The sequence below is a fragment of the Glutamicibacter arilaitensis genome, from assembly GCF_044793945.1.
GTDB classification, from domain to species: domain Bacteria; phylum Actinomycetota; class Actinomycetes; order Actinomycetales; family Micrococcaceae; genus Glutamicibacter; species Glutamicibacter arilaitensis_B.
Map to the genome: position 1 here is coordinate 3,111,148 of NZ_CP084994.1, position 21,662 is coordinate 3,132,809.

The following is a 21,662-nucleotide window of genomic DNA, read 5'->3' on the forward strand; positions in this document are numbered from 1 at the left end:
GGGAGTAGAAAGTTACTTCCGCTGCTGCCAAGGAGCCCATCATGAAGCATGAACCACGAGTTGTCCGCGCCCCGCGCGGTACTAAATTGAACGCCAAGTCCTGGGCTACTGAAGCTCCCCTACGCATGCTGATGAATAACCTTGACCCAGAGGTTGCCGAGCGCCCCGAAGACCTCGTTGTCTATGGCGGAACAGGTAAGGCAGCACGCTCTTGGGAGGCCTTCGATGCAATTGTCGAGACCTTGAAGGACCTAGAAGAAAATGAGACCTTGCTGATTCAGTCGGGCAAGCCCGTCGGCGTCTTCCGCACCAACAAGTGGGCACCCCGAGTGCTCATTGCCAACTCGAATCTGGTGGGCGACTGGGCGAATTGGGAGCACTTCCGCAAACTCGAAGCCGAAGGCCTGATGATGTATGGCCAGATGACCGCCGGTTCGTGGATCTACATCGGTACCCAAGGCATCTTGCAGGGCACCTATGAGACATTCGCTGCTATCGGCGCTAAGCGGTTCAACGGCACGCTGGCTAACACACTGACTCTCACCGGAGGTTGTGGCGGCATGGGTGGTGCCCAGCCATTGGCGGTGACTCTGAATGAAGGTGCCTGCCTGATTGTGGATGTGGACGAGTCGCGTTTGCACCGCCGAGTTTCGAAGAGATACTTGGATGAGGTGGAACTGGATCTCGATAAGGCGCTCGCCAAAGTAGCAGCCGCCAAGGCCGAAGGCCGCGGGCATTCGGTAGGATACGTCGGCAACGCGGCAGAGGTCTTCCCGGAACTATTGCGCCGTCAAAAGGCAGGCGAGATCTCGATCGACATCGTCACCGATCAGACGAGTGCCCACGATCCACTGAGCTACCTGCCTGTGGAATACACGCTGGACCAGTGGGTCTCCGCTGCGGCCGCGGATGCAGCGGATTTCACTCGTAAGGCGCAGGCGTCAATGGCCAAGCAGGTGCAGGCGATGGTCGAATTTCAGGACCTCGGCGTCGAGGTGTTCGATTACGGAAATTCGATCCGCGACGAAGCTCGCAAGGGCGGGTACGAGCGCGCCTTCGAATTCCCGGGCTTCGTTCCGGCCTACATCCGCCCGTTGTTCTGCGAGGGTCTAGGCCCATTCCGTTGGGTTGCGCTGTCCGGCGATCCAGAGGATATCCGTGTGACTGACCAAGCATTAAAGGAACTATTTCCAGAAAACGAACACCTGCACCGTTGGCTCGACGCAGCTGCGGAACGAGTCGAGTTCGAAGGTTTGCCGGCACGCATCTGCTGGTTGGGCTACGGGGAACGCCACAAGGCAGGACTGCTATTCAATCAGTTGGTCGCCGAGGGGAAAGTCTCTGCGCCGATCGTCATTGGACGCGACCATCTGGACTCGGGTTCGGTGGCATCACCATACCGGGAAACCGAAGCCATGGCCGATGGTTCAGATGCTGTGGCCGATTGGCCCCTGCTCAATGCCCTGACCGCAACGAGCTCCGGTGCTTCATGGGTTTCGATCCATCACGGCGGTGGCGTGGGCATGGGCCGTTCGATCCATGCAGGGCAGGTCTCCCTAGCCGACGGAACCGAAATGGCTGCCGCAAAATTGGAAGCACTGCTTACCAACGACCCTGGGATGGGGGTCATTCGCCATGTTGATGCTGGCTATGATCGAGCAATCGAGGTTGCAGCCGAACGCGGTGTACGCATTCCGATGAGCCAGGAATAGCAATTCATAATTTCGTTTCGAGAGCCACGGGGATCTTCGGCGCTAATGCTGAGAGTTGTCGTGACTCTCTGTCGTTCATGGGAAATTTACCGTGTCTTTAGGCAATTCGAAACAAATGTGGGCGTTACCTGACTGTTACATAGCATTTTCCAGTTAGAACTTGCACATACCTTGTGTACTGCGAATGCAGAGCCCTAGCGTGGGACTCGTCAGGAACCACGATCAAGGAGGACTCCATGTCCGAGCACGATTCAAACGAGCAGTTCGGGAACTTCGACAGCAACGATTCTGAGGGCGCCAGCAGCTCCGTCTCTCAGGGCGGCTATGAGAATAGCGGCGGCAACGACGACCGCCAGTCAAATTCCGAGAACAGCGCTAACGAAAACAATGATTTCGGCACCGACGGTGGACAGCAATCCTATGGTGGCGGTAGCGACCAAGAATCCGGCCAGGAATCCTACGGCAGCAACAGCAACCAAGAATCCGGCCAGGAATCCTACGGCAGCAACAGCAACCAAGAATCCGGCCAGGAATCCTACGGCAGCAACAGCAACCAAGAATCCGGCCAGGAATCCTACGGCAGCAACAGCAACCAAGAACCCGGCCAGGAATCCTACGGCAGCAACAGCGAAAGTGGAGAAGGCAACCAGTTCGGAAATTAGAATCGCAATGAATCGTGCTACTGGATTGATCCACCACCGACTAATGATGTCGGCGACGGGCAGCATCAGGTACTAAGGATCTGGATTCCTTTGCAGACGCTCCGACGGAGTAAAGCATGCGGTATCTGTCTTGTAGCAATAACGAAGCCACTGTGCCACTTCGACTTGAAGTGGCACAGTGGCTTCGATTTTCTGACCTCTGCGTGCTTGATCCTACCCAGGTTGGAAACATTCGTTCCTAGGCTAGGAACCGGCGCTGGTACCGCCATTAAAATGGTCGAGGCTGCTTGGTCCGGCGATCAACCGGAAAACACCCCAACACATGAGCATGGCGCCCCATGCGACAACAATCCACATGGGATTCATGCTTGGAATAAGTCCCATGGGAACCCAAAAAATGATGGCTAGGAACATTGCAGCAAGCAGGGCACCACCTGTAGCAAGTCCCAAACCCAAATGTTTACTGTGTGGTCTGGACGCTCCGTGAACTGTCGACATGGCGTCACTCCAGTTTCTTGCCGGTACTCCCGGCATAGAATCGGCTATCTTCCATTGGATTGGCGGTGTAGCTATATAGGTTCCGCCTACGAAGCGAGAAGGCCGCGATGTGAATACCCATAATCAAACTGAGACTCGCAAATTACCTCGATGGCCTAGTCGCCGCCGTTGTTTTGAACTCCCATAGTTTGGTCCCTTCCGGGTGAGTTTTCGACCATTAAATGGTCAAGTAGCCATGCCATCAAAACATGTCCACTGACTCCTACGATACTCTTGAAAATGCGTACCTACGAGGGTTCACACCGAACCTTCAGCTATTGGAAATCAGCTATCCGGCGTCAAATCTGTCGTCGTTTGCGTCTTGCTCGAGTTCCTCGACCGACGGATGGTGAATTGGACCGCGACGGGCAATGTATTGCTCTTTGATCGCTTCACTCTGAGCCGGCTCGGCCTGGTCTTCGTTAGTGTCGTCGTTATTCATGGCGCGACGTCCTTAGTTCGCTAGGAATTTCGAAGGGCCTGGATCAAATCGGCCTTTCGTTTGTCGGAGTAGCCCGTCAGCCCGATTTCTTTCGCACGACCTTTGAGCTCTTCGACGGTCCAATCCTCGTAGTTGCCAGACTCGCCTCCGCGTTGACCTACGCTAGACCTGCCGTCCCGGGCAGCTGCATTGGCAATGCGCGCAGACTTTTGCTTGGAGTTTCCTTCCTCCTGCAATTTCTCGTAAAGTTCCTCGTCCTTAATTGGGTTTGAATTGTCGTTCATAGCCATAGATGATTCACCTCTCGATTGACGTATAGCCCGTTTCAAGAACAGTTGCCTAACTCCAAAGGTATGCTCTTCGTGCGACAGATTCTAGGGGTAGTGCTTGTTTCAAACCGGTGCCTAAAACGGCGAAAGAGCCGACGCATATTTGCGCCGGCTCCCCCGATTCCTACGATTTTATGGTTTGCGATTTTCTGCGCTTATGAACCACGCCTGTTGTTCAAGGCCCGCAATGTACTCATGCAGGATGTCGGCACTAGTCGGATCTTCCTCATCGACTGCGTCATGTACGTCTCGGATGACTCCGACGGTGTTCTGCAGCGCCTTGACCACGAGGTCCACAGCGTTTGTCGTCAGAATCTCGCCATTAGTTGGTTGCTCAAGTTCGCTGTATTTACCTATGGTGGCGGCCAGACCGTCCGGAGTGATGTGCATGGCGCGCATACGCTCTGCGATTTCATCCGAACCACGGCGCGCGATTTCAACGATCTCATCGAGATTCTGGTGTAGGTCGCGGAAGTTTGGACCGACAACATTCCAGTGGATCTGCTTGCCCACAAGTTGCAGGTCGAGAAGCTGAACCAACACGGATTGCAAGGCATCTCCGAGGGCAGCGGTGGCAACGAAACCACCTTCAGCGTTTTCCTTAGGGGTTTTGCTTGCTGGGGTGTTCTTGGTTTTCGACATAGATTCTTCTCCTTTTACAGTGAAGTTACCGTGCGATTGGCGCAGCCAGTGGGGCTGACACCCTCCTTACGGACGTTACCTGCAACGAGTCAATGATGCCAGTCCAGCTCGGATATTCACAGGCTCCACTCATACTTTCACAGTTGTCAGAGTCGGTTATGAAGAACTGCAAGCGCAGCGACTGGGCAAGCGTATGGGCGGGAATCTCAGTTGAGATCCCCGCCCATACGCGATGCTTATGACTTCTTCGCTGCTACCTCGGCCAATGCTTCGCGGGTAAAGACCTGATACCCGAAGTCACTGTGGTATCCATGGATTTCTCGGGTATCGAGCACATCCATGTAATCGAGGATTTCTGTCGACACGACCTGCCCCGGGACTAATACCGGGAACCCCGGAGGATACGGGGTGACGAACGCCGCCGAGACCACCTGCTCACCGCTTTGAATTCTTTGACGAATTTCTGGTGAGAAAATAAAGTGCGTAGCCGGATCCTTATACGTGAGGTAGTAGGCCGAACGCATGTCGCCGCTGCCTCCACCACCGCTGAATTCGTCAGCAAAGTAACTGAAATCAGGCATTGGCACCTGAGTTGGCGGCACTTTTTTCCCGTCCGCTAATGCCCGCCCATCCAATCGGCGCTTATGTTCCAGCTCTTCGGCAATCTTGACCAACACCTCAATCAAGTGGGCCACCGCAGAGCGGTTTGTGCCGATATTGGTCATCAATAGGACCGAGGTGCGACTGGTCTTGTTCACCTGAATAGAGTGACCGTCCATCAGATAGGTGTGCTTGAAGGTATCCCCATCCACTCCAGTGCGACTGATATCCAAGGTCAGCCGTGATGGGTCAACGACGAATTCGTCTTCAGACCAGGACCTGTCCCAAACTTCCAGCCCGTCGCGAACAGGATTGGAAGTATCGCTGCAACGGTATTTCTGCGGAATGAGTTCCCTGGTATCGAGCACCTGGAAGTACTTGCTGAGCAGTTTATTGCGTGACATCGCCCGGACGATCGATTGTGCCAAGTCGACTTGGCGCTGCACCAGTGCATAGCCTTCAAGCTCGGCCTGGCGACGCCCGATATCAAGCGAGGCGAGGATCTGATAGTTCGGCGAAGTCGAGGTGTGCGTCATATAGGCTTCGCGGAAAGTGTTGCGGTTGCGTTCTGCGAAGTCTTGGTCATGAATGTGAATCATTGAACCCTGGCGCAGAGAGGTCAACGTCTTGTGCGTGGATTGTGTCGTGTATACGCGTAATCGGGTCTTTGCGGGATCAGCGAGCAGTCGAGTGTTCAGCCAGGCTTCGTCGTTTGTCGGGTCAACCGTCGTTCCTGGTTCAGGCAGTTCGGCACGCTGGGCGGCAAAACGCTCGCGGTATTCAGATGACTCAAACGCGGTTTGCATGCGTTGCGCTGCAGACATACCGGTGCGCTGACGGTAGACAGGATGGAACCCGGCAAAAGCGAACCATGCTTCGTCCCAGAGAAAGACCAGATCTGGCTTGATGGCCAAACATTCTTCCATGACTCGACGTGGGTCGTAAATGATTCCGTCGAAGGTGCAGTTGGTCAACGTAAGCATTTTGACCTTGTGCAGCAGGCCTTCGCGGCGCAACTGCAGGAGCCGTCCCTTGATTTCCTCCAGCGACACGGCACCATACAAAGAGTGCTCGTTTAGCGGATAGGCCTCTAAGTAGCTGACACTCGCACCTGCGAGCACTAGGGAATAGTGGTGCGATTTATGGCAGTTACGGTCAACCAGGACGATATCGCCGGGAGCAAGAATCGACTGGTGAACGATCTTGTTCGCGGTGGAGGTCCCGTTGGTGACGAAGTAGGTGCGGTGGCTGTTGAAGGCACGAGCCGCCAGCTCATGGGCTTCCTTAATAGAGCTCTGCGGATCCAAGAGGGAATCCAATCCTCCAGAAGTGGCGGAGGTCTCTGCCAACAACAGGTTCTTCCCATAGAAGTCCACCAGGTCCCGAGCCCATGGCGAGTTCTGCACCGAACCACCGCGTGAAATCGGCAACGCGTGGAACACTCCACCGGGTCGTTTGGCGTACTTTTGCAGGGCGTGGAAGAACGGGGTGTTGTAGCGTTCGAGCACCTCGGCGATGATCGAAAGATGCAGATCCATGCCATCACTGCGCGAGAAAATGCGCTTGAAACGACCGGTAATCTCGTGAGCGATAGATTCCAGGGCGACGCCGGCGATCAGGTAGACCGGGATCTCCGGGCGGAGCAGGTCGATGATCGCTTCCAGATCCAAGATCCGGTCAATTTGTCGGGCCGTGGAAAAGTATCCGGCTGCATGCCGTGACACGTACTTGCCAAGTGTGGAGCTTAGACGGCGACGAGTCTCCAATTCGAAGCGGGCCGTGAGCACGACCGCCTGAATGGTCGGGTTGATGACAATCGCGGCCAGCGCATCCTCGACACTGGGCACCACAACAAAGCTGTAATTAAACGAATCGGTTCGCTGACGCTGTTCGAGCATCTCGATTTTAAATCGCTCAATCTCATCGGCTGGGCCATTGTCCACCAAGAGAATTTCAACCTTGGGCACGAATTTCCGATAGCTCGACCGGTGCTCGACGCCGCCGAGCTCATTGCTCTGGGCGATTGCTTCGGCTTCCTCCGCATCGCTCTCATTGCTTTCACCGTCGATGTACTGGGTCTGCGTCCGGAAGGACTGATTCGCTAGATATACCTTGCTCAACGCGTCACGAAAGTGACCTCCGTGCATCAACGATTCAACTTCGTTGAAGTAATCCAACCCCGGAGTGGCCCAGTAGGGTTCGATGGCAGAAAGAAGGCTCAGTAGTTTCGTAGCTTCGTGCTCATGTTGCTCGCCGGAGACCTTGTCGTCGATACCGCGAATGATCTCGCCAAGTACATACCCCAGGTGCTCCCATGCGTCCTTGCGCTTTCGCCAAGCGCTTTCTGGTGTTGCAGTCACTTGATTCTTCATTGTGGTCAACCTTGTACCCACGGTTGCCGGTCCTTCGCTCGTTCTTCGTTGCTTCGTTAACCGGTTTGTTAACAAAGCCCTATCACGTCTTTGTGCTTTGGTCTCCAGAGCCTACGTCAATCTCATCATAATTTTGGTATTCATGAAGCCAATTGAACAATTTCTCGTAACTATCACCCGCGTTTTCAGTCGCAGAATGAAATATACGAAATCCGACATTTAATTGGTGGCCACGGGATGAACAAATTTGAAATTCAAATCTTAATACGCACTTCGCCAAGTCGTCCGAAACCCCAGACAGATGAGTTCAATAGTGCGAGAATCTGAGTGGTTTCTGGCGAAGAATGGATGACAGAGACAACTTCAAGTACGAATGGAAGAGCTTCAATGAATTCCAACCAAGCATCGGTAACACTCCATCTATCAAACACCACCGCGGAAGATGTATTACGCGTAGCCCGTCATGATATTCGCGTTGAAATATCCACCGAAGTCAGCGAGAAACTAGCAGAGGTCCGCGCGCACATAGATGTCCTAGCTGCATCGGACACTCCGGTATATGGGATTTCCACTGGCTTTGGAGCACTGGCCACCCGGCATATCGCTCCGGAAGACCGTGCCAAGCTACAACGTTCGCTGATCCGCTCGCACGCTGCTGGCATGGGGGCACCCGTGGAACGCGAAGTGGTTCGTGCCTTAATGTTCCTCCGCGCCAAAACTCTGGCAAGCGGCCGCACCGGTGTGCGCCCCGTAGTACTTGAGACCATGGTGGCGCTGTTGAATGCCGGAATCACCCCGCTGGTTCGCGAATACGGTTCGTTGGGTTGCTCTGGTGATCTCGCGCCACTCTCGCACTGTGCGCTGGTGATGATGGGTGAAGGTGAAGCCGCCGATAAGCATGGAGCGATCCGCCCGGTTCCCGAACTCCTAGCCGAAGCGGGCATCAAGCCTTTACAACTTGCAGAAAAGGAAGGTCTCGCACTGGTCAACGGCACCGACGGAATGTTGGGCATGCTGCTGATGGCCTTGGCAGATTTGGAAGATTTGGCCGATATCGCGGATCTGAGCGCCGCGATGAGCGTCGAGGCCCAGTTCGGCACTGATCAGGTGTACCGACCCGAACTCCATGAGCCGCTTCGTCCGCACCCCGGTCAGGCGGTGAGCGCCGCAAATATGTTCGCCGCGCTGGCCGACTCCGAGCTGGTCGCCTCGCACCGCGAGGGAGACGGCCGAGTACAGGACGCCTACTCGTTGCGTTGTTCCCCGCAGGTCACCGGAGCTGTGCGCGACACCATCACCCACGCCCGCATGGTCGCCACCCGCGAATTGGCCGCTGCCATCGACAATCCGGTAGTGCTGCCCACCGGTGAGGTTTCTTCCAACGGCAACTTCCACGGTGCCCCGGTCGCCTACGTACTCGATTTCCTGGCGATCGCCGTGGCCGACCTTGGGTCCATCGCCGAACGCCGGACCGACCGCATGCTTGATCCGGCACGGTCGCGGGACTTGCCAGCGTTCCTCGCCGACGACCCGGGTGTGGATTCGGGCATGATGATCGCGCAGTACACGCAGGCCGGACTCGTTGCGGAAAACAAGCGCTTGGCCGTACCAGCCAGCGTTGATTCGATTCCGTCTTCCGCCATGCAGGAAGACCATGTGTCCTTAGGATGGCATGCGGCACGCAAGCTGCGCACCGCGGTAGACAATCTACGCCGCGTGCTCAGCATCGAATTAGTAGTCGCCTCGCGTGCATTGGACCTGCGCCTGCCACTGGCACCGGCGCCGATCACCGGTGCCGTGCACGACGTTCTGCGCACCAAGGTTCCCGGCCCCGGAGAGGATCGATTCCTCTCCGCCGAGCTCGAAGCGGCCTACGGATTGGTAGCAGATGGAACGGTACTCCAGGCGTTGCATCGCGCGCAGGGAAAATAGCCCACAGGAAGTTTGCCGTGCCGGGTAGTAAACTGGCACGGCAAACCTTCTTTGAGATTGGGAACTCGTTCCATGCAACGCACCATGTTTAAGTCCAAAATCCACCGCGCGACGGTCACCCAAGCTGACTTGCACTACGTCGGTTCGATCACCATCGATTCCGAGCTACTTGCTGCCTCGGATATCCTGCCAGGCGAACTGGTCAGCATCGTGGATGTCACCAACGGGGCACGCTTGGAAACCTACACCATTGCCGGTGAGCCCGGCAGCGGCGTGATCGGAATCAATGGTGCGGCCGCCCACCTAGTTCATCCAGGAGACCTGGTGATCATCATCAGCTACGCGCAGATGCAGGACGCCGAGGCACGCGCCTACGTGCCAAGCGTGGTGCACGTAAATGATCAAAACAAGATGATCCACCTCGGTGATGACCCGGCCGAAGCGATTGCCGCTGGCGTGCAGAGTCCACCGTACGCGCAGCTTCGCCGCAACTAGCTAGTTGGCGTTTCCGGCCAGCCGACGTGCAAGAAATGGCGCGGTCCGGCTGGTTGGGCTCTGCGCCACCTGCTGCGGCGTTCCTTCGGCGATAATTCGTCCGCCGCCGTCCCCTCCAGCGGGCCCCAGATCGATCACCCAATCACTGGCTGCCACCACGTCCATATGATGTTCCACCACGATCACGGTATGCCCTTGGTCCACCAGCTGGTGCAGTTGCGCCACAAGCAGCTGCACATCTGCAGGGTGCAACCCGGTGGTCGGCTCGTCCAGCAGGTACAGGGTATGTCCGCGTCGCTGGCGCTGCAGTTCGGTGGCCAATTTGATCCGCTGGGCCTCGCCACCCGACATTTCGGTGGCAGGCTGCCCGAGGGACAGATAGCCCAATCCGACTTCCCGCAAGGTTGCCAGCGCCCGGGCAGCTGCCGGAATTCCGGCCAGGAACTCTTCTGCCTGGGTAACACTCAGTTCCAATACCTGCGCAATGTTCTTCCCCCGGTATGCAATCTCCAAGGTCTGTTCGTTATACCGGGTCCCCTGGCACTGCGGGCAAGGTCCATAAGTGCCAGGCAGGAAAAGCAACTCAATTTCTAAGAATCCCTCCCCAAGACAGTTCTCGCAGCGACCGCCGGCGACGTTGAAAGAGAATCGTCCGGCCCCGTAACCGCGTTCACGTGCCAAGGGCTGGTCGGCGAAGGTTTTGCGGACTGCGTCGAACAAGCCGGTATAAGTGGCCACGTTGGATCGCGGGGTACGGCCGATCGGTTTCTGATCCATCAGCACCACCCGATTGATCCGTTCCGCTCCGCGCACCTCAGTGATGACAGCCTGCGCAAGGGCATCTTCTGGTTCGTCTTCAGCTGGCACGGCCGGACCGCCGGCGCCTTGAGCTAGTGCCCCGGAGACGAGACTGGATTTACCCGAACCGGATACGCCGGTTACCGCACAAAAAACTCCTAGCGGGAAACTCGCGTCAACATCCACCAGGTTGTGCAGATTCACTCCACGCAGCTCCAGCCAATCGGCGGCGTTACGCAGGTTGCGCACCGGCGCGGGGGTCGCATCCAAGAACCTGCGAGTCACCGATTCCTCGACCTGAGCCAGGCCTGCGACTTCCCCGCTATAGAGCACATGGCCACCACCGCTGCCTGCCCCGGGGCCCACATCTACAATCCACTCAGCACGAGCCACGACGTCCATATTGTGTTCCACTACGAAGACCGAATTACCCTCGTCTTTCAAAGCGCCAAGAACCTCGATCAGTGGTTGCACGTCGGCTGGATGCAGTCCGGCCGAGGGCTCATCAAGGACGTAGATGACTCCGAATAACCCTGCACGCAGCTGGGTGGCGATGCGTAGCCGCTGCATCTCCCCCGGGGAGAGCGTTGGAGTGCTTCGGTCCAGGCTCAGGTAACCCAGCCCGAGTTCCAGGAGCACTTCTATTCTGGCGAGCAGGTCGGTGCTGATCATGCTCACCACGTCGGCTTGGGCTTCGCCTCCGGCCGCGGTCGCGTAGGGACGCAAGAGCTCTGCTAAAGATTGCAAGGAGCGTGCGTTGAATTCGGCAATGTCCAGATCGGCGAAGTGCACCCGAAGCGAGTCACGGCGAAACCCCGTTCCAGAACACTCGGGGCAGTCTTGCGAATGCATGAAGGCCAACGCCTTGGCGCGCAGATTCTCGCTCTTGGACGTCGCCACGGTGTGGCGCACATAGCGCTCGGCGCTCCAGAATCGCCCCTTATATGGTTTGGATACGCGGTCTCTTTCGGGGGTCACCTCGACCACTGGCTGCTCCTCGGTGAACAGCAGCCAGTCACGCGTTTTCTTCGGCAAGGTACCGAAGGGAGCATCGATATCGTAGCCGAGGTGGGTGGTGATATCACGCAGGTTTTTGCCCTGCCAGGCCCCGGGCCACGCGGCAATCGCGCCATCGCGGATGCTCAGGGACGGATCGGGAACGAGAGACCGCTCGCTGACCGAGTGCACCGTGCCCACTCCGTGGCATTCTGGGCATGCGCCGACTGCGGTGTTCCTGGAAAATGCATCCGAGTCGAGCCGCATGGCTCCCTTCGGGTAGGTTCCTGCGCGGGAAAAGAGCATCCGCACTGAGTTGGATAGCGTGGTCAGCGTGCCGACGCTGGAACGTGAGCTGGCAGTTCCCCGGCGCTGCTGCAAGGCGACCGCTGGCGGCAACCCTGAGATGAATTCGACCTTCGGAGCATGTCCTTGGGCGATCAGCCTGCGCGCATAGGGTGCTACCGACTCGAGGAAACGCCGTTGGGATTCGGCGAAAATTGTGCCGAAGGCCAACGAAGATTTCCCGGAACCCGAGACCCCGGTGAAAGCCACGATCGCGTCGCGCGGTATTCGCACTTCCACGTTATCTAAGTTATTCTCGTTGGCGCCGCGCACATGGATGTATCCGTCGTGGTTCGCTGTCGCCTGGCTCGGTGCAATACTCTTCATCTTTCCCACAGTATGCGCCACGGGCCTTGCCGCTCAATTTCCCGGCAGTCTGATTGTCTCCAGGGAACGCGGTCGCCCGAACGTGTCTGGGACGTTTGGCTAGTCATCGCCCCCGCAAACCTCCTCGGGGCATCCCTGCCAAGTTTTCGAGAAGTACCCGACAATGTCGATCCCTACCGCGAACGGATAATGCTCGGCCACCTTGCCATGGATAATTTGTGCCGCATCGTTCAGGGCGAGATGGAAGAAACGGCAAACTTCTTCAAAGTTCCACACCTCCATGGTGAGTTCAATCAGCTGGAGGTGCGACATCGATGAACGAGGATCTAGCCTGAGCTCTTCGGCGAATTCGTACACGATGTCGGCGCTGAGCTCATGGGCTTCACCGCAGTCGCACCACGGTTGTCCCTTGTCGGGCATATTCCAGACATCTGGCTTGATGTGCACTTCTTTCTCAAATTTCATCATGGTATCCCTTATGGTTTCCTCCTGGGATACTCAAGTTACCTACGGGGATCGACAGTTTGGAAAGCTCGAGATCCGAATGTCTTGTCTAGCTTCAGGAAGATTGGGATAGTCGAAGTTGGCAACCATGTTCCGCTGGCGGGCCCTTCATATCGAGGAGAACTGTGATGAATAATCGTTCCCATCCGGATACAAGCGACGGCGCCCCGCATCGTCAATGGAACGAGTTGCTTCAGGAAATGCGCGTGATGCAGACCGGGGTGCAGATTCTTGCGGCGTTCTTGGTGGTACTGCCTTTTCAGGCGAGATTTGACGTGCTCACCCGAACGGATGAAATTGTGTATGTCGCTTTGCTCGTCGCGGCGACCTTGCTGATCCTATTGATGATTACCCCGGTGGCGGTACATCGCTATTTCTTTGGCCAGCGCCTGAAGGAACAAACGGTGAATCTTGGCCATATCGTATTAAAAATCGTGGGTATCGGTGTGGGATTACTAGTTTCCGGTTGCGTTTGGTTCGTGTTGCAGGTGTTTTTCGGCTGGCAAACCGGTGCATGGATCGGCGGATCGCTGATCTTGGTGACGCTATTCCTGCTCCTAGCACTACCGCGCATTTTGATTCCGGCCAGAGCTCAAAAGGATTGACCTGCGAAATACCGCAGACTAGCCCATTTGGTCCACGTGGCGCAGCAGCATTCGCATCGGCGCGTGCCTGACGAATTTAGGGAGTACGCCCGTGGCAAACCTCGCGAAGGAGATGACCCGCGTGCTGCGTTTGGCGACCTTCGGGGAAAGCTCGTAACCAAATTGTTCGCGCACCGAGGGCGGAAGTTGGGCGATGGTCACGTCCCGCATCACGGGCAGTCCGATACGGATCCACCACGGGGCGTTGCGGCCCAAGAAGAGTTCATCGGCGAGACTGCGAATCTGCGGGGTAACGCTCAGCGTGCTGAGGGTACGGTCAAAATACTCATCAAATTCGCTGAGGCTATCGGGCCAGAAGTGAGCTGGCATCTGCAACGCGTCACCTAGTCTGGCGTACTGGTGGTACAGGTCCACATTGTCGCTGGATTCAGCCTTCGGAAGGATTTCGGCGGCGATGACCCGCGCCGAGTCGTAGAGGGTTGCGGCAACCCACAACTGTAATCTCGGATCCAACGCCGAATAGGCCGGAGTTTCTTGGTCGGGGTTTCGTGTTCCGTGAACCGGTTGATGAGCGGTATTTACGTAGTCGACCATGGTTCGCTGCTGTTCGGGTGTCCCATTGCTCAGTGCGTAGATATAGCCAAGTGTATGGATCAGTCGACTCAACGGATTTGAGGCAAAATCGGAATGTGTGGCGATGGCCAAGCCGATCTGCGGGTGGGCGAGCTGCAGCAGGATGGCACGTCCGGCACCGATCAAGAGCCCGGCTTCGGGCGCGAGACGGGTAAACAGTTCCCGCTCGACCTGGGCATCGGTGTTCGCTTCCATGCCTAATATTCTAGGCACTGATTCCGCGTATTTCCGACGCGTACCGCTGGCCAGGGCTCTCGTGGCCAAAAGACGCGCGGGAGCCGGCTTCATTTCATCTCCCGGACTCATTTGAGTACGGATGCTGCCACAGAATTCCGGCTTCCGTGGCAGCATCCGAGATCACATGCGGCGGGTTCTGGCCACTACCGAGTAGCCGAGATGAACATGGATTGCTCCAGTGGTGTAACCTTCAGCGACCTGAGTTTCGCGGTGCCTCCGTCAGCGAAGAGCGCGAGCTGGTCGGCGCCCTCATTGGGGAAGACCAGATCGGTCAGGGTGCGCTGGCCGTCCTGGGCGAAGACTTCCACCGAGGAACGGTCCAGGTAGACGCGCATCGTCACATCCCCGTTGCTGTCCACCTTCACCGGCATATCCTCGACCGAGGCAAAGGCAGAGTGGAAGTCCACGTTGCCGGAATTGCGTCGATCAACATAGACCTTCTTGGCCTCGGAGTCATATCCGATGACGGTGGAGTTGGTGCCGTCGCCGTGAACGGTAATGCCCGAGGTCTTGGCGGTTCCCGGGTTGAAAACGAGATCCACCTTGGCGATGGACCCGGAGGCCTGTGCCGGCAATGGGTGGGTGCCCTCGGTGATGGTTCGGTTTTGGTCCTTGTAGCTTGGCTTGCCGCCGAGTTTGCCGACCTGCTCAACCGGTGCCTGGGTCAGGCGTGGGCCTTCTTCGGTTTGGGTCAGTTCCACCTTGCGCGGCAGCGACATGGTGCTTCGCCATGGATCGGTAGGGATCTCGTTGGCGTAGTCCCAGTTGTTCATCCAGCCGAGCATGACTCGCTGGTCCTGGGGCATATTCGCGAAGGATACCGACGCGTAGTAGTCGCGGCCGTAATCCAGCCAGTCGTAGTTCTCTACCGATGACTTTGCTGCGATGCCGGACAGGGTGAACTCGTCAGCGAGAATATGTCCCCAACCGTCGCGGTTGTTGTCAACGATTTCGATTTGAGCTTGCTGGCCGGCAAATTCCTTGACGTTCCAGGAGGCGAAATCAAGGGATTCGCTGTTTCCACCGGTGGTTGAGCGCACAACCTTGTCGTCTACCAGAAGATTGACCGTAGTCTCATCCGAACGCTGAAGGACCTGTTCATCGGTCTGGACGATGTGATCCAGCGTCAGATGTCCCCAGCCTCCGGTGGCTTGGTCAACAACACGGATCTGGGCGTTCTGTCCCTCGTATTGTTCCACTTCCCACGACTTCCAGTTCAAGACCCCCGCGTTATCTCCGGCTGCCGTGTCGACGACCTCGCCGTTGACCAGCAGCTGTGCTTCAAGTTTCTGGCTTGAGTCATTTTTCCGGTTTCCGCCACCGACCAGCATGCCGATGCGGTTTTTGGAAATGATGAATTCAGGTGAGGTGACTGTTCCGCCCTGGTCATCTCCGGCTGCGCCCACTTCAAAGGTGTTGATCACGTGAGAGCCGATGGCCATATTTCCGCCCCCAGCAAATGGCAGGTTTTCCGGGACCAGGGATCCGGTGCCGGTCCAGCCGAATTCGGACAGGTCGGATCCTTGTGGCACTTCGAACCCGTCAAAAAGCAGTTCACCGGCCGGGGCCGTGTTGTCCCGCTTGTCGCTGACACGTGGGTGGTTGCCACCGCCAACAAGAAAATTCAAATAATCCTGGTTCACGGTAAACGGGTCCGAGAGCATGGAGCCCATTGGCTGGTCGCCGCCGAGGAAGGAGTTGACCAGACCAGCACCCTTGTAGCCGGATACTTCCTGCTGGCCTGGGACCGTACCGGCCACCGGCATGGCGCCAAAGGGTCCGTTCTGGTCATTTTTCGGATCGTTGGTGACGGTCCATCCGTCGTAGGTTCCGTCGTTAAACCCGGACAGCACGGTGCCCTCCGGCATTTCCGCCGCAGGCTTGTTGCTTTCGGAGGTGAAGGTAGTTCCGTCGAAATCGCCCACGAAGTACTGGCCCGCCGAACCGCCGGCGACGCCGCCGGGGCTGAGGCTGACCACCATGACCCACTTGACGTTCTCCGGGTCGCCATCCACGGCAAGCGGGAAGAAGTCTGGGCATTCCCACACGCCGCCGGTGGCATTGGCTGGACCGAACTCGCTGAGTTCGGTCCAGTCCTTGAGGTTCTTGGACTTGTAGAGCATGACTTTATGCTCGGCGGCTTCCACCGCGGTCATCACCCAGTAGCCGGAGCCGTCCTCGGCCGTGTACCAGAAGACCTTGGGGTCGCGGAAGTTTGCCGAGTTCCGATTGAGCACCGGGTTGTTCTTGTATTTGGTCCAGGTCTGTCCGTCATCCAAGCTGTAGGCCAGCGATTGGGCCTGCAATCCTTCGTGTTCCGAGCCTGTCTTGTAGGCGCTGGTGTAGAGAGCGATCAACGGTGGGTTCTCGGCCGTGCCAAAACCGGAGCTGTTGTCCTTATCCACTACGACGCTACCGGAGAAAATATCCTCTTCCGCATCACCGGCGATGGCCAGCGGTTGTTCTTCCCAATGCACCAGGTCCTTGGATGTAGCGTGCCCCCAGGACATGTTTCCCCAGGTGTTTCCCTTGGGATTGTGCTGGTAGTACAGGTGGTAGACGCCCTTATGGAAAACCATTCCGTTCGGGTCGTTCATCCAGTTCTTTTCCGGGGTGAAGTGCATGCCGGGGCGGTAGGGTTCATCGCCGAGATCGGCGGCGGCAGGAATCGCGCTGGCCAGCCCCATTCCCAAGCTCAGGCTGACAGCGGTGACAAGCGAGATGGATTGCTTAGTTCGAACAGTACGGATCGTCATTGCTGGGACTCTCTGATTGATGGTCGGGCAGAAATAGACAACGTTGTCGCTAGCAAGGACTGTAGGGGAAGTCCAGCGGACAATTCAATAGCCATCAATAAGTATTATTTGTACAGGTCAGATCATATTTTTGACATGGCAATGAGCCCCGACGACAGGTGCCACCGAAGCCGCTATCCACCGCCCGACCGCTAGTCGACCGGGTGCAACCAGGTCAGTTCCGACCCCTCCCCTTCTATATGCCCGGCGAGCTCGGCATTGAACACCGCGCCATAGTCTGCGGTGATATGTTGCTCGAACGCCTGTTCGTCGGCATACACTTCAAAGACGAAATATTCGCGAGGATTCTCTTCGCGCACATAGGGCAGGAAAAGAATGTTGCCCGGCTCTTGGCGGACCTGCCCGGCCAGCTCGATCATCATTTCAGCCACACGCTGCTCACTGCCTTCTTTGACGGTGAATTCCGCATAGAGAGTTTTCTGAGACACGGGAATACCTTTCCACGTTGGGATCTACGAAAGTATTGGGCACTGCTACCAGGACGGCGGAATTTCTCCCGACCCACGGACTATCAAGGTGGTTTCCACAACATACGTACGCGGCGGCTGCGCGTCCCCGTCGATCCGCGCCAGCAGGCGCTCGGCAGCCAGCGCACCGATCCGCCCCGGATCCTGGGCGATGACGGTAATGCCCGGATCCGTCATGTCCGATAGCGTGAAATCGTCGAATCCGACCAGGGCGATCTTGGCACTAAGCCCGAGGTCTCGAAGCGCCCGCATGCAACCGAAGGTCACCAAGTTCTGGCTGGAAAACAAAGCGGTGGGCGGATCAGCAGAGGTGAGAATTTCCAAAGCGGCCAATCTCGCGGCCTCCACGTCATGCAGATTCTCGCGCACCGGCACAGTCTCAGTGGCAATCCCCAGGCCACTGAGCGCTTCGAGGAATCCCCGTCGGCGTTCCCTAGCCGTCTGGATATCCGTGCGGTCACCCAGGTAGGCAATCTTCCGATGACCACTGCTGACCAAATGCGCTGCAGCCTTGGCGCCACCGGCAGCGTTATCGGTAACCACCGCGTCAGCTTCGATGCCGTTTGGCTCACGGTCGATGAACACCACCGGCATGTCACGCGAATGCTCCGGGATCACATGCGCCTGGTTGGCGGCTATAGGCGTCAGCACCATGCCGTCAACGCGACGCCCGAGGAACGCCCTGACTATAGACCGCTCCCTGTCCGGGTCGTCATCGAGGCTAGCGGCGAACACCGCGACACCCTTTGCGCTCAGCGCATCTTCCATCGCCCGGTGGATTTCGGCACTGAAGGGGTTGGAAACGCTGGGCAGCAGCAATCCGATGGTCTGCGTCCGCCGGCTGGTGCGACGCAAACTTCCAGCAGTGACATCTAATTCGTAATTAAGCTGCCTCGATGCCAGCAGGACCTTCTCCCGCGTCGCTTCCGAGACTCCGGGCTCCTCGTTCATCACCCGTGACACCGTCTTGACGCCGACACCAGCCAATGCCGCAACATGCCGCATGGTAGGTCGGGTGCCAGCACCCCCGGCTTGAACCGCATTTGACATCGTTGTCAAAATCTTTCCTCTTTCTATTGACTATGGAATGTGATCCGGCTTACATTCTACATGATCACGTTGTCAAAGCGCGAGGAATACTCGTCTCTCAAGGAGTTCCAAATGTCAGGTTTCAAAGCATCGCATTCCCGGACCACCCGCTTGCTCGCGGCAGGAGCCATCCTGGGACTTGCCTCCCTGGGGCTGTCTGCATGCTCGGGCTCCGCATCCGGCGGAGACGCGGCCAATGGGGATATCGGAGTTTCCTTGATCGTGAAGACCACAACAAATCCCTTTTTCGTCGCCATGCAGGACGGAGCGAGCAAGGCTTCTGAAACCAGCGGGGTAGATCTGAAGCTCGCCGCAGGAAAATCCGATGGAGACGAAGCTACCCAGATCCAGGCCATCGAAAATGCCATCTCCAATGGCGACCAGGGAATCCTGATCACTCCCAACGGCCCCTCGGTGGTGGACGCGCTGAAGAAGGCCCAGGATGCCGGCCTGTACGTCATCGCCTTGGACACCCCTCCAGACCCGGCCGACGCTGCCGATATCACCTTCGCCACGGACAACTTCGCCGCGGGCGAGCAGATCGGGCAATGGACCGCCGGCCAATTGGACGGCAAGAAGGCCGTCATCGCGCTCGTGGACCTGTTCGATGACAAGCTCGTCTCCGTGGATTATTCCCGAGACCAGGGCTTCCTGACGGGGATGGGCATTGATACTGCCGATGAGAAGGTCAACGGCGACGAAGCCAAGTCCGGCAAGTACACCGGCGGCAAGGGCGGCGAATACGAAATCGTCGGAAACCAGGCTTCCCAGGGCGCCGAAGACGGCGGCCGAACCGCGATGGAAACACTGCTGGCCGCGAATCCAGATATCAATGTCGTCTACACCATCAACGAACCCGCTGCCGCCGGAGCCTATGAAGCACTGAAGTCGGCGGGAAAGGAAAAGGACGCGCTGGTCGTCTCCATCGATGGAGGCTGTTCGGGGGTGGCCAATGTGAAGGATGGCATCATCGATGCAACCGCCCAGCAGTACCCGGTGAAGATGGCCGAACTGGGAGTGGAAGCCATCGTGGAACTGGCCAAGACTGGCGAAAAGCCGCAGGCCTCTGAAGGACTGGACTTCTTCAACACCGGCAGCAAGCTGGTCACCGAAACCCCGGTTTCCGGGCAGGAAAGCATCGACGCCGACGAGGCCTCGAAGATCTGCTGGGGCGAGTAGCCCTGCGCACCGGCACAGCTCCGTATCCTGCATCCAGCTTCCGGCTGGCTGCTCCTACTGAAGATCAGGATCTATCGTGACCCAGCAACAGACCGTCGGACCTCCGAGCACAGGAAAGGCCGACCTCGCAGAGGAATTCCTCGACCGCCAGACAACGCTCGGCAGGATACGCCATACCCTGCACCGCTATCCCGCGCTCAGCCCCGCGCTGGTGCTGGTCGTATCAGTAATCGTGTTCGGTCTTCTCAACGAGAGATTCCTGCGCGTGGAGAATCTGTCCCTGATCACCCAGCAGGTCTCGGTGGTCGGCACCATTGCCATCGCCCAGACGCTGATCATCCTCACCGCGGGCATCGATCTTTCCGTGGGAGCAGGCATGATCCTGTCTTCCATGGTCATGGCGCAGCTGGCCGTACATCAGGGACTTCCCGGGCTGGTGGCTCTGCTGGCCGGTCTGCTGGCCGGGTTGGCCACCGGCGCTTTGAACGGGTTCCTGGTCACCCGGTTCCGGTTGCCGCCGTTCATCGTCACCCTGGGCACATTGAATATCTACATCGCCCTGACTCTGCTCTACTCGCATGGTGCGACGGTGCGCGGTTCGGATATGCCAGGTTTGCTGACCTGGACCGGAGCCACATTCCCTATCGGTTCGGTGCGCATTTCCGCCGGCGTGATCGTCATGCTGGCGCTGTATCTGGTCATCGCCTACGTTCTGGGCAAGACCGCGTGGGGCCGCCACGTCTACGCGGTAGGCGACGACAAGGAAGCCGCCCGGCTGGCCGGTATTCCGGTGAACCGGGTCCTGATGACCGTGTATCTCTTCGCGGGCTCGGTTCTGGCGGTCTGCGCCTGGTTGCAGATCGGGCGGACCAACTCGGCCAGCCCCAATGCTGCGCTGGACCTGAATCTCGACTCCATCACTGCAGTGGTCATCGGCGGCACCAGCCTGTTCGGCGGGCGCGGCTCAGTCTGGGGCACGCTTCTTGGTGCGCTGATCGTCGGCGTCTTCCGCAATGGCCTATCGCTGGCCGGACTGGATGTGCTGTACCAGACCCTGGCCGTAGGTGTACTCATCATCGTCGCTGTGTCTGTGGACCAGTGGATCCGAAAGGCGAAGTCATGACCATGACTGAATCAGCAACGCAAAAAACAGCAACCCGAGAACCAATCCTGAGGGCCCGCAACCTGGTGAAAACCTTCGGCCGCGTCGTTGGCCTGGACGGTGTGAGCCTGGATCTGTACCCCGGCGAAGTGCTTGCCGTGATCGGAGATAACGGTGCCGGCAAGTCAACCTTAATCAAATGCCTGACCGGCGCCGAGGTGCCCGACTCCGGTGAATTGGAAGTCTCCGGCAAACCGGTGTCCTTCAAACGTCCGCAGGATGCCCGGGCGCACGGAATCGAAACCGTGTACCAGAACCTGGCCGTCTCCCCCGCCCTGGATGTCGCCTCGAACCTGTTCCTGGGCCGCGAAATTCGCCGCAGTGGCCTGCTGGGCAGCGTGTTGCGCATGCTCGATACCAACGGCATGCGCCGCCAGGCCCGCGAGGAACTGACCCGTTTGGGCATCTCCACTCTGCAGGACGTGACCGTCCCGGTGGAGAACCTCTCCGGCGGCCAGCGCCAGGCGGTGGCCGTGGCTCGCGCCGCGGCCTTCGGTTCAAAGGTCGTGGTGCTCGATGAGCCCACCGCGGCATTGGGTGTCCGCGAGTCCAACCAGGTGCTGCAGCTGGTACGAGATTTGCGCGAACGAGGGCTGCCGGTGATTTTGATCAGCCACAACATGCCGCACGTTTTCGACGTGGCTGACCGGATCCATATCCAGCGTCTGGGCAAGTGCGCTGCGACCATTACGCCGCAATCGCATAGCATGACTGATGCGGTAGCTATCATGACCGGTGCTGCCACCGCCTGACCCGGATTCGCTCCCTTGCGACTTTTGCC

The 21,662-nt window shown here is 57.8% G+C and carries 19 protein-coding genes; 8 read left to right on the forward strand and 11 right to left on the reverse strand.

Going from position 1 to position 21,662, the window contains the following annotated elements:
• The first annotated feature begins 41 nt into the window (after nucleotides 1–41).
• A complete protein-coding gene (gene hutU, locus LG294_RS14615) occupies nucleotides 42–1,712 on the forward strand; it encodes a urocanate hydratase (RefSeq protein WP_404286942.1) in 1,671 nt (556 codons plus the stop codon).
• Nucleotides 1,713–1,948: 236 nt separating this feature from the next.
• Complete coding sequence (locus LG294_RS14620) at nucleotides 1,949–2,374, forward strand: hypothetical protein (RefSeq protein WP_404286944.1); 426 nt, start codon at nucleotides 1,949–1,951, stop codon at nucleotides 2,372–2,374.
• Nucleotides 2,375–2,617: 243 nt separating this feature from the next.
• On the opposite strand, the gene LG294_RS14625 is transcribed toward LG294_RS14620, so the two are convergent.
• The 5 genes from LG294_RS14625 to LG294_RS14645 form a co-directional block, all read right to left on the reverse strand.
• Nucleotides 2,618–2,824: a hypothetical protein gene (locus tag LG294_RS14625; RefSeq protein ID WP_404286945.1), complete on the reverse strand. Its 207-nt coding sequence runs from the start codon at nucleotides 2,822–2,824 to the stop codon at nucleotides 2,618–2,620.
• Nucleotides 2,825–3,200: 376 nt separating this feature from the next.
• Nucleotides 3,201–3,353 (reverse strand): hypothetical protein, encoded by a 153-nt coding sequence (locus LG294_RS14630; protein WP_404286947.1) that lies wholly within the window; start codon nucleotides 3,351–3,353, stop codon nucleotides 3,201–3,203.
• Between the two features lie 20 nt (nucleotides 3,354–3,373).
• Nucleotides 3,374–3,643: a Rho termination factor N-terminal domain-containing protein gene (locus tag LG294_RS14635; protein ID WP_404286949.1), complete on the reverse strand. Its 270-nt coding sequence runs from the start codon at nucleotides 3,641–3,643 to the stop codon at nucleotides 3,374–3,376.
• 171 nt (nucleotides 3,644–3,814) lie between these two features.
• On the reverse strand, nucleotides 3,815–4,324 hold the full coding sequence (locus LG294_RS14640; protein ID WP_404286951.1) for a Dps family protein: 510 nt from the start codon (nucleotides 4,322–4,324) through the stop codon (nucleotides 3,815–3,817).
• A gap of 236 nt (nucleotides 4,325–4,560) precedes the next feature.
• A complete protein-coding gene (locus tag LG294_RS14645) occupies nucleotides 4,561–7,284 on the reverse strand; it encodes an aminotransferase class I/II-fold pyridoxal phosphate-dependent enzyme (RefSeq protein ID WP_404286953.1) in 2,724 nt (907 codons plus the stop codon).
• Nucleotides 7,285–7,683: 399 nt separating this feature from the next.
• Between LG294_RS14645 and hutH the strand changes: the two genes are divergently transcribed.
• Entirely contained in the window at nucleotides 7,684–9,228 is a 1,545-nt protein-coding gene (gene hutH / locus LG294_RS14650; protein ID WP_404286955.1) for a histidine ammonia-lyase, read from the forward strand.
• Nucleotides 9,229–9,300: 72 nt separating this feature from the next.
• Nucleotides 9,301–9,723 carry an aspartate 1-decarboxylase gene (gene panD / locus LG294_RS14655; RefSeq protein ID WP_404286957.1) on the forward strand — a complete coding sequence of 141 codons (423 nt, stop codon included), beginning with the start codon at nucleotides 9,301–9,303 and terminating at the stop codon, nucleotides 9,721–9,723.
• Here the strand turns inward: panD and LG294_RS14660 are convergent, their stop codons facing one another.
• Both LG294_RS14660 and LG294_RS14665 read right to left on the reverse strand, forming a co-directional pair.
• Nucleotides 9,724–12,189 (reverse strand): ABC transporter, encoded by a 2,466-nt coding sequence (locus tag LG294_RS14660; RefSeq protein WP_404286958.1) that lies wholly within the window; start codon nucleotides 12,187–12,189, stop codon nucleotides 9,724–9,726. It abuts the gene before it with no gap.
• 99 nt (nucleotides 12,190–12,288) lie between these two features.
• Nucleotides 12,289–12,654: a hypothetical protein gene (locus LG294_RS14665; protein WP_404286960.1), complete on the reverse strand. Its 366-nt coding sequence runs from the start codon at nucleotides 12,652–12,654 to the stop codon at nucleotides 12,289–12,291.
• Between the two features lie 167 nt (nucleotides 12,655–12,821).
• Here LG294_RS14665 and LG294_RS14670 point away from each other — a divergent pair, with 167 nt between their 5' ends.
• Nucleotides 12,822–13,298, forward strand: coding sequence for a DUF6328 family protein (locus LG294_RS14670; protein WP_404286962.1), 477 nt, complete (start codon nucleotides 12,822–12,824; stop codon nucleotides 13,296–13,298).
• An 18-nt stretch (nucleotides 13,299–13,316) separates the two neighbouring features.
• On the opposite strand, the gene LG294_RS14675 is transcribed toward LG294_RS14670, so the two are convergent.
• The 4 genes from LG294_RS14675 to LG294_RS14690 all read right to left on the reverse strand — a co-directional run bounded on the left by LG294_RS14675 (nucleotide 13,317) and on the right by LG294_RS14690 (nucleotide 18,456).
• Nucleotides 13,317–14,126 (reverse strand): oxygenase MpaB family protein, encoded by an 810-nt coding sequence (locus tag LG294_RS14675; protein ID WP_404286964.1) that lies wholly within the window; start codon nucleotides 14,124–14,126, stop codon nucleotides 13,317–13,319.
• A gap of 185 nt (nucleotides 14,127–14,311) precedes the next feature.
• Complete coding sequence (locus LG294_RS14680; RefSeq protein ID WP_404286966.1) at nucleotides 14,312–16,924, reverse strand: GH32 C-terminal domain-containing protein; 2,613 nt, start codon at nucleotides 16,922–16,924, stop codon at nucleotides 14,312–14,314.
• Between the two features lie 191 nt (nucleotides 16,925–17,115).
• A complete protein-coding gene (locus LG294_RS14685) occupies nucleotides 17,116–17,412 on the reverse strand; it encodes a putative quinol monooxygenase (RefSeq protein WP_404286968.1) in 297 nt (98 codons plus the stop codon).
• A 45-nt stretch (nucleotides 17,413–17,457) separates the two neighbouring features.
• Entirely contained in the window at nucleotides 17,458–18,456 is a 999-nt protein-coding gene (locus LG294_RS14690; protein WP_404291782.1) for a LacI family DNA-binding transcriptional regulator, read from the reverse strand.
• A gap of 156 nt (nucleotides 18,457–18,612) precedes the next feature.
• On the opposite strand from LG294_RS14690, the gene LG294_RS14695 reads away from it, so the two are divergent.
• From LG294_RS14695 to LG294_RS14705, 3 genes are all read left to right on the forward strand, one after another.
• The gene (locus LG294_RS14695; RefSeq protein WP_404286970.1) at nucleotides 18,613–19,719 is read left to right on the forward strand and encodes a substrate-binding domain-containing protein; all 1,107 of its coding nucleotides are present in this window, start codon (nucleotides 18,613–18,615) and stop codon (nucleotides 19,717–19,719) included.
• Between the two features lie 76 nt (nucleotides 19,720–19,795).
• Nucleotides 19,796–20,842 (forward strand): ABC transporter permease, encoded by a 1,047-nt coding sequence (locus LG294_RS14700; protein WP_404286972.1) that lies wholly within the window; start codon nucleotides 19,796–19,798, stop codon nucleotides 20,840–20,842.
• A gap of 2 nt (nucleotides 20,843–20,844) precedes the next feature.
• Complete coding sequence (locus LG294_RS14705; RefSeq protein ID WP_404286974.1) at nucleotides 20,845–21,633, forward strand: ATP-binding cassette domain-containing protein; 789 nt, start codon at nucleotides 20,845–20,847, stop codon at nucleotides 21,631–21,633.
• Nucleotides 21,634–21,662: the final 29 nt, after the last annotated feature.

Excerpts from the sequence above, each read along its gene's own strand:
- hutU (WP_404286942.1), top strand. The coding sequence starts at position 42 with ATGAAGCATGAACCACGAGTTGTCCGCGCCCCGCGCGGTACTAAATTG.
- LG294_RS14620 (WP_404286944.1), top strand. The coding sequence starts at position 1,949 with ATGTCCGAGCACGATTCAAACGAGCAGTTCGGGAACTTCGACAGCAAC.
- LG294_RS14630 (WP_404286947.1), bottom strand. The coding sequence starts at position 3,353 with ATGAATAACGACGACACTAACGAAGACCAGGCCGAGCCGGCTCAGAGT.
- LG294_RS14635 (WP_404286949.1), bottom strand. The coding sequence starts at position 3,643 with ATGGCTATGAACGACAATTCAAACCCAATTAAGGACGAGGAACTTTAC.
- LG294_RS14640 (WP_404286951.1), bottom strand. The coding sequence starts at position 4,324 with ATGTCGAAAACCAAGAACACCCCAGCAAGCAAAACCCCTAAGGAAAAC.
- hutH (WP_404286955.1), top strand. The coding sequence starts at position 7,684 with ATGAATTCCAACCAAGCATCGGTAACACTCCATCTATCAAACACCACC.
- panD (WP_404286957.1), top strand. The coding sequence starts at position 9,301 with ATGCAACGCACCATGTTTAAGTCCAAAATCCACCGCGCGACGGTCACC.
- LG294_RS14660 (WP_404286958.1), bottom strand. The coding sequence starts at position 12,189 with ATGAAGAGTATTGCACCGAGCCAGGCGACAGCGAACCACGACGGATAC.
- LG294_RS14665 (WP_404286960.1), bottom strand. The coding sequence starts at position 12,654 with ATGAAATTTGAGAAAGAAGTGCACATCAAGCCAGATGTCTGGAATATG.
- LG294_RS14670 (WP_404286962.1), top strand. The coding sequence starts at position 12,822 with ATGAATAATCGTTCCCATCCGGATACAAGCGACGGCGCCCCGCATCGT.
- LG294_RS14675 (WP_404286964.1), bottom strand. The coding sequence starts at position 14,126 with ATGGAAGCGAACACCGATGCCCAGGTCGAGCGGGAACTGTTTACCCGT.
- LG294_RS14680 (WP_404286966.1), bottom strand. The coding sequence starts at position 16,924 with ATGACGATCCGTACTGTTCGAACTAAGCAATCCATCTCGCTTGTCACC.
- LG294_RS14690 (WP_404291782.1), bottom strand. The coding sequence starts at position 18,456 with ATGCGGCATGTTGCGGCATTGGCTGGTGTCGGCGTCAAGACGGTGTCA.
- LG294_RS14695 (WP_404286970.1), top strand. The coding sequence starts at position 18,613 with ATGTCAGGTTTCAAAGCATCGCATTCCCGGACCACCCGCTTGCTCGCG.
- LG294_RS14705 (WP_404286974.1), top strand. The coding sequence starts at position 20,845 with ATGACTGAATCAGCAACGCAAAAAACAGCAACCCGAGAACCAATCCTG.